Below are 15,293 nucleotides of genomic sequence, written 5' to 3' on the forward strand. Positions count from 1 at the left end.
CACTGCCTATGACGGGGCGGGCGGTGGGGCGGTCAGCCGGTCCGCCGCCGTTCGACGACCGCGGCCATGCCTTCCACGGTCGGCTGCTCGTACAGCTCCTGCGTCGTCACGCGCACGCCGAGCTTCTGTTCCGCCAGGGCCAGCAGGCGGGTGGCGCGCAGCGAGTTGCCGCCGAGCTCGAAGAAGGAGTCGTCCCGGCCGACCCGGGGCCGGCCGAGGGCGTCGGACCAGATGAGCGCGAGCCGGTTCTCCACCTCCGTCCTCGGCGGGCTGAACTCCTTGGCCGGGCGGCCGGGGGCCGTGGCGAGCAGGAGCTGGGCACCGTCGACGCCGCCGTAGGAGTCACGGGGGATGGCTGCGACCTCGGCGGGCCGTACCGGTACGGGGCAGTCGGCGGCGAGGGCGGCGACGGCCGTCCGCACCGCGTCCTGGCCCACCGTCTCGGGGACGTAGGCGATGAGCACCTCGCTGACCCGCTGCTGCTGGGGCGCCAGTTTCTCGACGATGGCCGGGTTGCGCAGGTCGAGGCCGATCAGGAGGTAGGGGTCGTCGAGTGCGACGGCCTCGAGGAACAGCCTCAGCCCCTGTTCCGGGGAGATGGTCCGGAAGCCGCGGTGCTCGGCGGCGGCGGTGGACCGCCCCCGGTTCACGCCGACGTCGGTCCACATGCTCCAGGCGAGGCAGTGCACCCGCCGGCGGCGTTCGTGGTGCCAGTGGTCGGCGAAGCCGGCGAGGAAGCTGTTGGCCGCGGAGTAGGCGCCGAACGAGTGTCCGCCGAACTCACCGTTGACCGAGCCGAAGAGGACGAGTGACGCCTGCTCCCTCGTCTCCAGGACACGGGCGACGGCCAGCGTGCCGGAGACCTTCGCGCGGTACTGCTCGGCGTAGGTCCGGGCGGTCTCGTTGGCGATGGTGTGCTGGTCGGGGTCGTCCCACTGTCCGGTGGGGTCCGCGGCGGCCAGGTGGAGCACCCCGTCCAGCGGCCGGCCCCATCGCTCCTCGGCCGCGCCGACGGCGGCCTCCAGGGCTTCCGCGTCGGCGACGTCCACCTGCTCGTGCACGACCTGTCCCAGCGCGGTCAGGACGGAGAGGCGGGCCGCCTTCTCGCCCTCGGCGGGTGAGCGGCCGACCAGGAGCAGCTTGACGCCGTACGCGGCGACCAGGTAGGTGGCGATGTCGTGGGCGATGCCGCCGAGCCCGCCGGTGACCAGGTACAGTCCGCCCGCCGTGACCGGCTGCCTGCTCCTGGCCGCCGCCGTGCCCGCGTCGGGGAGCGGCACGAGTCCGGGCTGCCACCGGTCCCCCCGCCGGGAGGCGACGATCCCGGCACCGCTGCCGGGGTCGTCGAGTTCCACGGCGACGGCCCCGGCCCAGCGGCCGGCGTCGGCGGGCAGGTCGAGCTGGCGCACCGGCAGCGGGGCGGCCTCGCTCACCGCGGTGCGGACGAGTCCCGGCAGGGCGCACACGCCGAGGTCCACCCGGTCGCCCTCGGTCACGTACTGGGCCCCGGCGGTGAGGACGAGGAGCTGCGGGTGGCCGAACCCGCCGCCGGACAGGACCGCGACGAGTGCGGTCAGCTCGGCGGTCGCGGTGGCCAGCCGTTCCGCCGGGGTGCCCTCGAGCGCGAGGGGCAGCGCCAGGACGACCGAGGCGAGCGGGCCGTGCTGGTCGGTGACCGCGGCGAGGAGTTCGCGCACCGCGGTCCGGTCGTCGGCGGGGACGCTGTACCGCACGGGTGAGTGCGCGGTGAGGACGGCGCCTCTGCGCACGGCGACGACGGCGCCGCCGATGCCGAGCCGCTCGAAGTCGGCGTCCTCGGCGAGGACCAGCCGGATCCCGGGTGCGGGGCCGGCCGGGGCGGCCGGGGCGGCGACGCGGGCCCACTCGCGTCCGAACAGCCAGGTGGTGTCGTCGGGTTCGCCGGCGTCCGCGGGGGTCGTCCGGTCGGCGAAGCGGCCGTCCCGCAGGGCGGTGACCAGGGCCGCGCGCTGAATCTTCCCGCTCGCCGTCTTGGGGAACTCGGCCTCGGTGACCGGGACGACGAGGTCGGGCGCGATTCCCGACTCGCGGACGAGTACGGCGCGGGCCTCCTGCTCGGTCCTGGCCAGCGCGGCGGTGTCCCAGCTCGTGGGGACGTAGAAGACGACCAGCTGGTCGGTGGCGGCTCCCGGCTCGCGGATGCCGGCGGCGGCCGAGAAGGAGACGCGTACGCCGTCGAGACGCTCGACCACGCTCTCCAGTTCGTGCGCCATGTAGTTGATGCCCCGGACGATGATCTGGTCCTTCTTGCGGCCGGCTATCACCAGTTCGCCGTCGCGCACGAAGGCCATGTCCCCGGTCCGGAACCAGCCCTGCTCGTCGTACCCCTCGCGGTTGGCCTCCTCGTTGCCGAAGTAGCCCGCCATGATGGTGGGTCCGGTGATGCGCAGCTCGCCCATCCGGCCCTCGGGGAGCACCGCGCCGGTGTCGTCGACGACCCTGATCCGTACCCCGGGGATCGGACGGCCGACACGCGAGAGCACGACCGCGTCCGGGTGGCCCGGGTCGAGGTCGCGGATCGTGCCGGTGAGCGAGGCGGGGTCCACGGCGACGGTTCCGGCGGCGCGGTCCTCGCGGTTCTGCCTGCTGTAGGTGACGCCCGAGCAGGTCTCGGACATGCCCCAGGCCGGTGCCATGGCGTCGGCGGGCAGCCCGTGCGGGGCGAGCAGTTCGAGGAAGCGGTGGCTGGTCGCCGCGATCACCGGCTCGCCCCCGTTGGTGATCTCCCGCAGGCAGGAGAGGTCCCAGCGGCGGTCCGCGATCTCGTCGGCCCGCTCGTTGATCAGCGCGAAGGCGAAGTTGGGGGCCCAGGTGTTCGTCGCGCGGTAGCGGTCCACCCAGTCGAGGTAGAGCAGCGGGTCGGCGAGGAAGTGCTCGATCTTGGCGTTGACGTGCCGGCAGCGCAGGAAAACGTCGCGGATGTTGTAGAAGGCGACCGTGACGTGGTCGAACGGCATCCAGATGAGGCTGATGTCGTCGGCGGTGAGCCCCGAGTGCCGTGCGACCGCCGCCGAGCGGGCCGCCACGCTGCCGTGGGTGTGCTGCACGCACTTGGGGACTCCGGTGCTGCCGGAGGTGAGCAGGTTGAGGACCGGGGAGGAGGGAGTCGCGGGGAACCAGTCCTCGTCGGACGGGTGGGCGGCGAGTTCCTCGACCGTGAGGATCCGTACGCCGGGCTCGTCCCAGAGCGTGCGCACCCCGGCCAGCGCTCCGGCGGTGGCCGCGTCGGTGACCAGGACCGGCCGGCCGAGCAGGTTCCAGGCGCCCCGCAGCTTGCGGTTCGTCTCGTCGGCCGTGGCGTAGGTGTTCGCGACGGCGACCGGGGTCGGTAGGAAACCGCCGAGCACACAGGCCCAGAAGGCGGTCAGGTAGCCGCGGTTGTCGTCGAAGACGAAGAGCGCCGCGTCCCCGGGGCGCAGGCCGGCCGCCCGGAGCCCTCCGAGCACGTGCTGGGCGTCGTCGAGGAGCTGGGCGTAGGTCTGTGTCCGGTCGTCCGCGCCGGCGGTGATGTAGACGGTCCCCTTGCCGGGTGCCAGCTCGGCCGCCAGGCGCAGGGCCTCCTGGAGTGTGGCGGGTGCCCCGTCCGGGAGGCCGAGGTCGCCGCCGTACAGCTCGGCGGGCGGCAGGTCCGCCGGGGCTTCGGGCCGCGGGGGCGCGAGGGGTGCCGCGGCCTCCGGTTCGCGGGCGGCGGGCCCGGCTCCGCGCACGGCCTTGCGGGCGACGGCCGCGGCGTCGACGACGCCGGGGATGGCGCGGGCGGCTTCGGTGAGCTCCCGCAGCGTCCGGGGTCCGACGGGGTCCGAGGAGATCACGCGTGCCTCCCGTGCGTGTCGCCGGCCAGCATGGTTCGGCCGATGAGGGACACGACCTCGGCGGCCGAGTCGAGGAAGTAGAAGTGCCCGCCGGGGTAGTACTCCGTGGTGAAGGCGGCGGTGGTGTGGTCCCGCCATCGCTCCACGCCGTCCAGCGGTGCTCTGGGGTCCTCCTTGCCCGCGAGGACGGTCACGGGGCAGTCCAGCGGCGCCCCGGGCTCCGGGTGGTGCCGTTCCCAGAGCGTGAAGTCGGCGCGCAGGGTGTAGAGCATCGACTCCATGACGTCCTCGTCCTCGGCGATCTCCTCGTCGATGCCGCCGAGCGCGATGATCTCGTCCCGGAAGTCGTCGTCCGGGAGCTCGTGCAGCATGCGCACACCGGTCTCACCGGGGGCGGGCTGTGCCGAGAGGAACAGATGGGCGGGACCGCCGCCGCCGCGCGCCCGCAGTGCCCGGGCGAGCTCGTAGGCGAGGACGGCACCGGCCGAGTGCCCGAAGAAGGAGAAACTGCCGTCCAGGACCGGCCGCAGTGCGTGGCGGAGGACCTCGACCAGGGCACGGACGTCGGTGAACGGGTCCTCGGCGATCCGGTTCTGACGCCCGGGGAGCTGCACGGCGACCAGTTCGATTCCGGGCGGCAGCAGGCCGGCCCAGTCCGTGTAGGCGGGAGCCCCGGCACCGGCGTGCGGGAAGCAGATCAGGCGGTGTCCGGCCCCCGGTCGACGGGCGCGCCAGACATAGGGGCTCTCGGGGGCCAGTTCCTGACTTTCCAACAGCGTCATGGGCGGGCTACTCCTCGCTCGGCTCGCGCAGCCCGGGCCGCTCGCATGGCGAGCGCGTCCCGGCACGCCGCCGGGCACGGCGGCGGCCTGGTGGCAGCGGTGTTCTCGGCTGGGTCGGGGCGGGTGGGGGAATGCGGGGCGACACCGGCGGTGCGGGCGGGGAATTCACCCGCCCGACCGCGACATCGCTGTCATTTCATCGACACTCGGAAAATGCGCCCTGATGGGCCGGCACGGAAAGGCGAATGCAGAAGTCGTGCGCCCCGGAGATGAGGAAGAGGTGCATTCTCGACGGGCCTTCCAGGCCACGACGAGCGCGCCGGGAGACGATCACCGTGGTGATTCCGGGACCGTCCCTGAAAATGATGCAGCAGGCCGAGGAACAGCAGTTCCCACCGTACGCTCCCCCCGTCCGGATGATCAGCCTGTACCGGCCCGATCATTCAGCCCGTACGACGTCCCATACTTTCGGCCCTTTACGCGCCCGGAGTCAAGCAACTTCGACGGGGTCCGGCCCGCCGCCGTGCGGGCCGGTCGGCCCGGGGCGGCCGCACGCGAATACCGTCCGCCGCGGCGCGTACCGGCAACCTGATCCGTACCGGGTCACAGGCATCTCCCGTGTCCTGTCGACAGGACACGGGCGCGGCCGGCCGCACAGGGGGAATCCTCCGCGGGCCGATCACCGCGCTCTTCACTTATGCGGAGCGGGCACCATGCTGTGTCCCTGTGGATCTGCGAGGTAATTCGATGGAATACGGAATTCTGGGCCCCGTCTGCGTGCGGAGGGACGGCAAGGAGCTCGGCCTGGGCGGGACGAAGCCGCGGACGGTGCTGGCGGCGCTCCTCATCGCCGAAGGCTCCTTCTGCCCGGACACCCGGCTGAGCGGATTCCTGTGGGGGCACCGGCCGCCCGCCACGCTCAGCGCCCAGCTCTACAACTACGTCTCGCGGCTGCGCCGCACGCTGGGCCCCGGGGTGCGCATCGACCGGCGTGACCAGGGCTACCTCATGCGCACGGGGACCGCGTCCTTCGACCTCCTGCGGTTCCGGGAGCTGGCGGGCGAGGGGCAGGCGGCGATGGCCGAGGGCCGGTACGGGGAGGCCGGTGACCTGCTGCGCGACGCACTGGCCCTGTGGCGCGGTCCCGTGCTCGCGGATGTCTCGGAGCACCTCGCCCTCGCGGAGGGGCCGCCCCTCGAGGAGGCCCGGATCTCGGTGCTGGCCGGCCGGGTGGAGGCGGACCTCGCCATGGGCAGGCACCCGGAGGTGCTGCCCGAACTGACCAGGCTGGTGGCCCGGCACCCGATGCACGAGAGGTTCCGCGCCCAGCTGATGACCGCGCTGTACCGGGGCGACCGGCAGACCGAGGCCCTGACCGCCTACGACGTGGGCCGGCGGAGGCTGAACGACGAGATGGGCCTCGAACCGGGGCCGCTGCTGCGCCGGGTCCACCGGGCCATCCTGGCGTCCGACCCCTGTCTGCACCGGCCGCTGGACCAGTGGCGCTGAGGCCGGCCCTCCGGCCGCCGCTCCCGCACCGGGCGGCCGGGAGCGGGCGGAGTCAGACGCCCAGCGGGCTCATCCGGCCGAGATGGTCGTACTGGGTGGGCAGCGAGGCCACCAGCTTCTGGGCCCTGGCCCGCACCGCGGTGAACTCCGCCCGGGCGGCGGCGCCGTCGACCATCGAGAGGGCCGCCGACGGCCGCAGGGTGATGGCGCCGGTGCCCAGCAGGACGGACACGCCGGCCTGCGGGGACCGCCCCCGGCGGTGCGTCCGGGGAGGCTCCGCACCTGGCGGCCGTACCCGCCAGCGCGCGATGCGCCCGGCGAGACCGGCACTCACCGGCCTGGTCTTGGCGTCCCGCCAGTACTGGGTGTGGTCCCGCGCGGAACCGAGGTAGTGCAGCATCAGGAACTCCTGCGCCGCGTCCGCCGCACGCGAGACGAAGGCGTTGTAGCCGTCCCTCAGCGCGGGGTGCCAGTCCGAGCCGGGGAAGTGCCTGACCAGCTCCTCCAGTTGGTGGTGAACCGACGAGACCCCGCTCTCCTCCAGGGGTTCGGGACTTCCGGCGGACGCCCCGACGGCCACGCAGTTGTGCAGCCACGCCTGCCGGCTGCGCCCCACCGGAAGCACCGCGTGCACCGCCTCCGCGCCGTCCGCCTCGGGCCCGACCGCCGCGCGCAGCTCGGCCTCGGCCTCCGCGGGGGTGCAGTACTCCTGGGCGTACACGTATCCGGCGCCGAGGCGCGCCGCCAGGGGCACCGTCCAGATCCATCCCGCACCGCGCGCCGTCACCGTCGTGCAGGGCGGGATGCCGCGCGTCCTGGTGTCGACGGGTACGGCCAGGGTGACGGTGCTGTCGTTGGGGAGCGTGTCGCTGTGCGGGACGCGCGGTACCTTCAGCGCCCGGCGCAGGAGCAGCCCCTGCTCGCCCGTGCAGTCGACGAACAGGTCGCCGCGGACGTCCCCGTGCTCGGCCGTCGTCACGTGCTCGATCCATCCCCGGGCGTCCAGCCGCACGTCGACGACGGTGCCGGACAGCACCTTCGCCCCCCGCTCCACCGCGTAGGAGGTCAGGTGACGGGCGAGTGGCGCGGACTCGAAGTGGTATCCGTACGGGCCGGGGATGAGGGACTCCGTGGTGGTGACTCCGTGGAGGCCGCGCGGGCTGCGGCCGGCGTCGCAGAGCCAGGACGCGACGAAGCAGTCCCGGTCGAAGCGCCCGCTCGGTCCGTCGTGCAGCCACCATTCCGTGAGCGGGAAGCCGTGCACCTGCCGCGTCTCCTCGAACGGCAGATAGAAGTGCCGGCCGGGACGGCTCCACTCCTGGTACCGGACGGCGAGCTTGTACGTGGCCCCGCACGACGGCATCCAGTCCTCGTCCTCCATGCCCAGGAAACCGAAGAACTCCCGGAGGTCTCCGAGGGACGATTCCACTCCGGCACGCTCCGCCCCGGTGGGCACACTCTGCAGCAGGGTGACAGAGATTCGGTCCCTGAAGGCGGCTTTCAGATAAGCCGCGGCCATCGAGCCCTCGACGTTTCCGCCCACGACCACGACTTCTGTCGGATTTCGTGTACTCACGACAGCACCTCCATCCTGTTTTCACTTGTCACGCAGTACGTCCCATGTGCTGCGCGGACGTCACTGTGGCATTTGGTTCTATGCGTCCTCTACATCGCTCTTCCGCCGACTTCAGTGGAATATGTACCCGGCAGGATCGGGCGGCTCCTCATGTCCTGCCGACAGGACACCGGCGGGTGCCGAAATGCCGGGCTGGTCAAGGACCGGCGGGGTGGCGATGATGACCGGGCCGGTGATTACCGGACCCCCCGCACAGCGGAAACACCGACCGAATACGCCGTCTCCCGCGGACGGCGTCCGGACGCGTCCATCCCGAGGAAAGGGAACACCGATGCAGAGGAATCCACTTGATGTGGGGGCCTATCAGGCGGCCGAGCGACTGCTGCGGCACCACCGCCGCGAACTGGTACTCGGCGCCAAGGTCACACCCCGCTGGACCGACGGCGGAACCGGCTTCTGGTACACCGTGGACACCGCTGCGGGGAAGCGGTTCGTGACCGTCGACCCGAAGGCCGGCACCAGACGGGAGGCCTTCGACCACGGACGTCTGGCGGCAGCGCTGGCGGACGCCTCGGGGCAGCCGGCCGACGCCGCCTCGCTGCCGTTCCCGGCGGTGCGGCTCACCGCCGGGGCGGTCGAGTTCGACGCCTTCGGGGAGCACTGGCGCTGCGGTCTCGCGGACTACGTCTGCGAGAGGGTGCCAGGCAACGCCCCCGGCAGTCCGCTGGAAGTGGCGTCCCCGGACGGGAAGACGGCCGTCTACCGCGCCGGGCACGACCTCCGTGCGCGTTCCCTGGACGGCGACCGCGACTGGGCGCTGACGTCCGACGGCACCGAGGACGAGGACTACGGGGCGAACCCGGACTACCTCATGTACTCGACGCTGGTGACGAAACTGGGACTGCCCCACCTGCCGCCCGCCGTGGCCTGGTCGCCGGACTCCGCCCGTGTGCTCACCCACCGCACCGTCCAGCGGGGGGTACGCCGGACCCCTCTGGTGCGGGCGGCGCCCGCCGGGGGCGGCGACCCGGAGCTGCTGTCACCGCGCTTCGCCGTCCCGGGTGACGAGCACCTGCCGATGGCGGAGTTCGTCGTACTGGACGTCGCCGGCGGTACGGTCACGGCCGCGCAGGCGGACCCGGTGGCGATGTCGATGATGTCGCCGCTGTTCCAGAAGTGGGCCTGGTGGTCCGAGGGCGGTTCGGCCGTCCACTATCTGAGCCGTACCCGTGACGCCCGCACGCTGAGTCTGCACCGGCTCGACCCGTCCACCGGTGAGGTGCGGACGGTGCTCTCGGAGAGCGGGCCGACCCGGGTGGAGCCCGGCCAGCAGCAACTTCAGGCTCCGCTGGTGCGGTTGGTGGGCGACGACCAGGTGCTCTGGTACTCGCAGCGCGACGGCTGGGGCCACCTCTACCTGTTCGCCGCAGGCACCGGCGAACAGATCGCCCAGGTGACGTCGGGCGCCTGGGCCGTACAGGAGATCCTGCACGTCGACGAGGGCGAGCGAGTCGTGTACTTCACGGCGTCCGGCCTCGTGGAGGGCAGCCCCTACCGCCGCACGGTGTGCCGGGTGTCCCTGGACGGTTCCGGTTTCGCCCGGCTCACGGACGACGATCTCGACCACGACGTCACCGTCGGGCCGGACGGCGAGTACTTCGTCGACTCGGCGTCCACCAGCTCCCTCCCGCCGGTGACCACCGTGCGGGACCGCGGCGGCGCGGTGCTGGTGGAACTGGAGCGCGCGGACATCAGCCGCCTGGAAGCGGCGGGGTGGAGCCCGCCCCAGCCGTTCCGCACCACCTCGGCCGACGGCACCACCGCCATCCACGGGCTGCTGTACCCGCCCCACGGCTTCGACCCGGCCCGCCGGTACCCGGTGATCGACACCCCGTACGGCATCCCCACGGCGGGCCGGGTCAGCCCGTCGTTCGATCCCGGCTACTACGGGTACGAGGCGGAGGCGCTGGCCGCCCTCGGCTTCGTCGTCCTCGCGATCGACGGGCAGGGGTCCCCCGGCCGCGACAAGGCGTTCCACGACGCCTCGTACGGGAACCTGGAGGACGCCTGCGGGCTGGCCGACCATGTGGCCGCCCTGCGGGAACTGGCCTCCACCCGGCCGTGGATGGACCTGGACCGCGTGGGGGTCACCGGGATGTCGTCGGGCGGCTACGCGTCCGCGCGGGCCCTGCTGCGCTACCCGGAGGTCTTCCGGGCCGGCGTCGCCGAGTCCGGGATGCACGATTTCCGGCTGCTGGAGCCCGGCCTCGCCGAGGCGTATCAGGGGCCTGCCGGCTCCGACGCGTACGCCGGCCTCTCCAACGCCGAGCTCGCGGACCGCCTCACCGGCAAGCTGCTGCTGATCCACGGCGGCCTGGACGACCGGGTCCCGCCCCAGGTCACGCTGCGGCTGGCCGAGCGGCTGATCGCCCACGGCAAGGACTTCGAGCTGGTCGTGGTCCCGGACGCGGACCACATCTACTTCGGCTACGAGCACTACGTCACCCAGCGCCGATGGGACTTCCTGGTCCGCCACCTGCTGGACGCCGAACCGCCGTCCGGCTACCGGCTGCCGGCGGTCCCCGTCGACCTGGAGGCGCTCGGCGAACTGTTCGGCTGACCCCTACGCCCTGACGTACGCACCATCGCACCGTGAAGCGCCCGTGACCGGGGACGCCTGTCCCCGGTCACGGGCGCTTCGCCGTCCCCGCCGGCACCCGCGGGCCGGCCGTCAGCCGACCAGGACCCCGAGGGCGCGCACGGCCCGCTCCTCCCACGCCCGGGCGCCTACCTCGACGAACTTGTCCTGGGCGGCCAGCAGCCGGTCGCGTGCCTCCTCCGGCCGCCCGAGCCTCCGGCACACCTCGCCGAGCACCAGGTTGATCCGGCCGGTCACCAGCGGGACCCTGCTGTCCTCGGCGATCTCCGCCGCCTCCGTCAGCGTGGCCTCGGCGAGCTGGAGCGACCCCGTCGCCAGGTGTGTCTCCCCCAGGCCCAGCAACGCGTGCGCGAGGCCTACGGAGTCGGACTTCTCCTTGACGATGCGCACGGTCCGCAGGAAGGACTCCTCGGCGGGCCCGAGCTCCCCCTGGGCGAGATACACGCGGCCGAGCTGGTGCAGCGCCTGCGCGAGGTTGCGCGAGTTCTCCGATCCGGTGCCCTCCTCGGCGCGGACGGCGTCCACGGCGTACCGCATCGCCGAGTCCATCCGGTTCCTGGCCAGTTCGGTGTTCGACATGTTGTTCAGCGTGTGGGCTTCGCTCCGCCGGTCACCGATCTCCTGGAATATGGCCAGCGCCTCGGCGTAGCGCTGCATGGAGGTGTCCAGGTCACCCCGGTTGTGGTCGATCATGGCCATGCACCGGAGGGTTATGGCCCGGCCGCTCTGATGGGAGGCGTCCTCGTAGAACCGCAGCGCCGCGTCGAAGTGCGGGGAGGCGGACTCCAGACTGCTGGTCATCTCCAGGGTGCCCAGTCCGTAGCGCATGGTTCCCTGTCCGACCAGGTCACCGGCCGAGTAGGCGGCTTCCAGCGCCACCTCGCAGCACTGGCGCCATTCCTCCGTGTACCTGCGGATGGCGAAGAAGTCCGTCGTGGTGACCGTCAGGTCCCAGGCGAGCTCGGCCAGACCGAGCCTGGCGGCCTGCCGCACGGACGCGACGAGCGCGAGCCGTTCCGCCTCGTACCACTCCAGGGGCGCGGTGAGCAGCTCGTCCATCAGCCCGGACTCGATCCGGCGCCGCTGGATCTGGCTGTGGGGCATCACGCTGCTGTCGGCGCCCTCCCGACGGGTGCCCTCCTCGGCGATGGTCAGCAGCGTCCTCAGGAACCGGACCGTCGCCGCCTGCTGGTCGGCCTCCGGCTCGTGCCGACGGGCCAGTTCGAAGGCGTACAGACGGAGCAGGCTGTGGAAGCGGTACCGCAGCTGTCCCGTCGCGTCCACCCCGACCACGTCGAGGAACTGGGCGTCCACCAGGTCCTCGACGAGTCGCTCCGCGTCGAGGACCTCCTCGTTGAGGACCGCCGCGGCGACCCACGCGGTGAAGTCCGGTACGTCGAGCAGACCGAGGCGGCGGAACAACCGGGCGGCGTCCTCCGCCAGGTACCGGTAGCTCAGCGCGAAGCTGGCCCGGATCTGCGATTCGCCCTGGCTCAGCTCGTCGAGCCGCCGGCGTTCGTCGCTCAGCCTCGACACCAGGTAGCGCACCGTCCAGTGCGGTTTGGAGGCGAGCCGGGCGGCGGCGATCCGCAGGGCGAGCGGCAGCAGGTCGCAGAGTTCCGCCAGCCGGACCGCGTCGGCCCTCGCCGGGGTGATCCGCCGGTCCCCGACGATGGTGGTGAGCAGCTGGAGGGCCTCCGCCTCGGACAGCGGGCCCAGGTGCACGCGGGCGGGCGAGGGCCACGCGACGAGTTGTTCGAGCTGGTCCCGGCTGGTGACGAGCACACAGCACTCTCCCCGGCCGGGGATCAGCGGTCGGACCTGCGCGTAGGTGCGCGCGTTGTCGAGGACGACGAGGACGCGCCGTTCGGTGAGCAGGCTGCGGTAGAGGGAGACCCGCTCGTCCAGGTCCGCGGGGATCTGCTCGCCCGGAACACCGAGCGAGCGCAGGAAGCGGCTGAGCACCTCGTGGGCCGAGGCGGGTTCGTGGTGCTCGTCGTAGCCGCGCAGGTCGGCGAAGAGCTGGCCGTCCGGGAAGTGCTCGGCCGCCCTCACCGCCCAGTGCAGTGCGAGCCCGCTCTTGCCGATCCCGGCGGCGCCGGTGATCAGCCCCACGGCGCAGGTCACCGGCCCGTCCGTGCCTTCGACCAGCCCCTCCAGGGCGGCGAGTTCCTCGTCGCGGCCGGTGAAAGCGGGCACGGCGGGCGGCAGTTCGGAGGGTACGGAGTGGGTGGCGACCGGCTGCTGCTGTTGCTGCCTGCGTTCCGCCGCGGGGAGCGCCGCGGGGGCGAGCGAGGGGTCGTCGCGCAGGATGGCGTCGTGCAGTTCCCTCAGGTCGGGTCCCGGTTCGATGCCGAGTTCGTCGATGAACCGGCTGCGCGCGTCCCGGTAGGTCTCCATGGCGTCGGCCCGTCGGCCCGAGCGGTACTGGGCGAGCATCAGGTGGTGCCGGGTGCGTTCGCGCAACGGGTACTCACGCACCATCGCGCGGAGTTCGGGGATGAGTTCCTGGTGCTGGCCCAGGCCCAGACGTACGAGGGTCGAGTCGTCGTAGGCGTTGAGCCGGTGCTCCTCGAGACGGGCGGCCTCGTCCTCGATCACCTGACCGGTCACGCCGGCGAACGCGGGTCCCCGCCACAGTCCGAGCGCCTGGGCGTATCCGTGGGCGGCTTCGGGGAGGCGGTCCTCCTTGGCGGCCTGTTCGGCCGTCCGGACGAGGGAGGAGAACTCGAGCGAGTCACAACGGTGGTCCTGTGCCCTGAGCACGTATCCGGGGTGGGCGGTGACGATGACGTCGCCGGGGATACCGGCGCCCTTGAAGATCTTCCGCAGCGCGGCCACGCAGATGGCCACCTGAGTGCGTGCGGTGGTGGGCGGGTTGTCGTTCCACACCGTGTCCACCATGGTGTCCACCGGGACGACGCGTCCTGGAGTGAGTAACAGCAGGGCCAGGATGGTGCGTTGCCGTGCGCCTCCGAGCGGCACACCGTTTTCCCCCGCGGTGACCTCCAGAGGCCCCAAGACCTTGAAATCGAGTTGTTCCCCCACTCGGGCCCCCAGTTCGACATCCGGCCTCTGACGAGGTCCCCCGTAGGTTATCCGTCCGGCGGATCAACCCGTAGCTCTCGCACGTCGCCCGGCCCCTGCGGGGCGGCGGCGGCTCGGGGACCCGGTGCGGTGGCGCCGGGGGGTGCGGTGGGGAGCGTACTGCGCGGCGTGCGGGTCCTCAGACAGAGGCGAGCGGCAGGGTGGCGGCGCCCTGCGAGGTGGCGGGCTGCACCGGCTTCGGGGGAGCGACGGGCCACGGGGTGGAGTCCTGCGGGCTCAGCGCCACCGGCTGCACCGGCTTCGGCGGAGCGACCGGCCACGGGGTGGAGTCCTGCGGGCTCAGCGCCACGGGCTGCACCGGCTTCGGCGGAGCGACCGGCCACGGGGTGGAGTCCTGCGGGCTCAGCGCCACCGGCTGCACCGGCTTCGGGGGAGCGACGGGCCACGGGGTGGAGTCCTGCGGGCTCAGCGCGACGGGCTGCACCGGCTTCGGCGGGGCGGGCCAGGGGGTGGAGTCCTGGACGGCGGCGAGGACGGCTGTCGATATGGACGTACCGACACCGGAGACCGTGGTCTCGGCGGCGGCGAGGCCTGACGCGGAGGCGATCGCGGCCGATGCGGCCAGTGCGACGGTGACCGACTTGACCGTTGCGCTCCAGGAGTTCCTCATTTTTGTTTCCATCCCTCTCGTCAACGAGTTCGCTCTGCTGAGCTGCGGTTTCTTCGTTGAGCAGGAAGTTAGGAGGGAGCCTTTTCGCACTTTTATCGCGTGGGCATCGGGTGCGTAGTGGGTTGTTAACGCCTCCCCCGGTCCGACCGCGGCGCGGCCATGGGGGGAGGTTTTCCACCCCCGGCGGACGGAGGGTTTCCGGCTACCCCGGCACACCTCGCCGGGCGAACACTCGTTGTGGCGGCGGAGGTCCTGCCGCTGTACGGAGGTGAAAGCCCCGATGACGCCAATCCCGGTCACAGGTCCCGTGCCGGCCCCCGTACGAGGAGCCGGCACATCGCGGACCACCGCCGAGTGCCACATCTGGTCCTTGCCACCGCTGTCCCGGCCGTCGTCCTGGTTCGGCCTGCTGGACAGCACGGAGCTCTCGCGCTGCTCGTCCTTCGCCCACGAACTCGACCTGGCGCGGTTCGTCACGGGCCGGATGCTCGCCAAGACGGCGCTGGCCTCGCTCGTGGGCACCGGACCGGAATCGATCCGGCTGCACACCCGGTGCCCCGATTGCGGAGGTCCACACGGCAAACCGCGTGTGGTCGTGGGTCCGGGTGCGGGCTGGGAGCTGTCCATCTCGCACTCGGGCGGCACCGTCGCGGTGGCCGTCGCCCAGGGCAGCCCGCTGGGGCTGGACGTCGAGCAGGAGGAGCCCTGGCACGGTGACGGGCTTCCGCCGGAGTACGAGCTCGTCCTCACGCCGGCCGAGCGCTCAGCGGTGGAGGCGCTGCCGCAGCACCGGCGCGCCCGGGCCTGCCTGACCTACTGGACCCGTAAGGAGGCCCTGCTCAAGGCCACCGGTGAGGGGCTCAACCGGCCCATGACCGACTTCACGCTCTCCGCGCCGGACGAGCCGCCCGCCCTGCTGGCCTGGCACACCAGGGAGCGGGACCGCCCGGTACCCGCGCTCGCCGACGTGCGGCTGGCCGAGGACTGCCACGGCGCGGTGGCCGTGCTCGGGGTCCGCACCGTACTGCCGCGTGTCCACAACAGCGCCGATCTGCTGCCCGCCGGCCGTCCCGCGGTGAGACGGCCGCCACCGGAGCGCATCCATGTCGTCTCGACGGAGCGTCCGCTGTCCGGCGCCACCGGGCACGCGAGGGCCCCGGCCGAACGCCTGCCCTGAGCACGCCCCCGCCGGACGCCG

8 protein-coding genes are annotated in these 15,293 nt (G+C 72.5%); 3 read left to right on the forward strand and 5 right to left on the reverse strand.

Annotation, left to right across the window (positions count from 1 at the left end; translation table 11 throughout):
* Positions 1-32: 32 nt before the first annotated feature.
* Positions 33-3,851, reverse strand: coding sequence for an SDR family NAD(P)-dependent oxidoreductase (locus ACHFIV_RS25870; protein WP_398973612.1), 3,819 nt, complete (start codon positions 3,849-3,851; stop codon positions 33-35).
* Positions 3,848-4,633, reverse strand: coding sequence for a thioesterase II family protein (locus ACHFIV_RS25875; protein ID WP_398973615.1), 786 nt, complete (start codon positions 4,631-4,633; stop codon positions 3,848-3,850). Before ACHFIV_RS25875 ends, ACHFIV_RS25870 begins: the two co-directional genes overlap by 4 nt.
* A gap of 747 nt (positions 4,634-5,380) precedes the next feature.
* On the opposite strand from ACHFIV_RS25875, the gene ACHFIV_RS25880 reads away from it, so the two are divergent.
* Positions 5,381-6,142, forward strand: coding sequence for an AfsR/SARP family transcriptional regulator (locus ACHFIV_RS25880; protein WP_398973618.1), 762 nt, complete (start codon positions 5,381-5,383; stop codon positions 6,140-6,142).
* 52 nt (positions 6,143-6,194) lie between these two features.
* Here ACHFIV_RS25880 and ACHFIV_RS25885 read toward each other — a convergent pair whose 3' ends face one another.
* The gene (locus ACHFIV_RS25885) at positions 6,195-7,718 is read right to left on the reverse strand and encodes a tryptophan 7-halogenase (protein ID WP_398973621.1); all 1,524 of its coding nucleotides are present in this window, start codon (positions 7,716-7,718) and stop codon (positions 6,195-6,197) included.
* Between the two features lie 331 nt (positions 7,719-8,049).
* Here ACHFIV_RS25885 and ACHFIV_RS25890 point away from each other — a divergent pair, with 331 nt between their 5' ends.
* Entirely contained in the window at positions 8,050-10,338 is a 2,289-nt protein-coding gene (locus ACHFIV_RS25890) for a S9 family peptidase (RefSeq protein ID WP_398973624.1), read from the forward strand.
* Positions 10,339-10,449: 111 nt separating this feature from the next.
* Here ACHFIV_RS25890 and ACHFIV_RS25895 read toward each other — a convergent pair whose 3' ends face one another.
* Positions 10,450-13,362 carry an AfsR/SARP family transcriptional regulator gene (locus ACHFIV_RS25895; RefSeq protein ID WP_398973627.1) on the reverse strand — a complete coding sequence of 971 codons (2,913 nt, stop codon included), beginning with the start codon at positions 13,360-13,362 and terminating at the stop codon, positions 10,450-10,452.
* Positions 13,363-13,603: 241 nt separating this feature from the next.
* Positions 13,604-14,095 (reverse strand): hypothetical protein, encoded by a 492-nt coding sequence (locus ACHFIV_RS25900; protein ID WP_398973630.1) that lies wholly within the window; start codon positions 14,093-14,095, stop codon positions 13,604-13,606.
* A 280-nt stretch (positions 14,096-14,375) separates the two neighbouring features.
* Here ACHFIV_RS25900 and ACHFIV_RS25905 point away from each other — a divergent pair, with 280 nt between their 5' ends.
* Positions 14,376-15,272 (forward strand): 4'-phosphopantetheinyl transferase family protein, encoded by an 897-nt coding sequence (locus ACHFIV_RS25905; protein ID WP_398973632.1) that lies wholly within the window; start codon positions 14,376-14,378, stop codon positions 15,270-15,272.
* Positions 15,273-15,293: the final 21 nt, after the last annotated feature.

It is taken from the genome of Streptomyces sp. ALB3, assembly GCF_044385685.1.
In the GTDB taxonomy this organism is placed as follows: Bacteria; Actinomycetota; Actinomycetes; order Streptomycetales; family Streptomycetaceae; genus Streptomyces.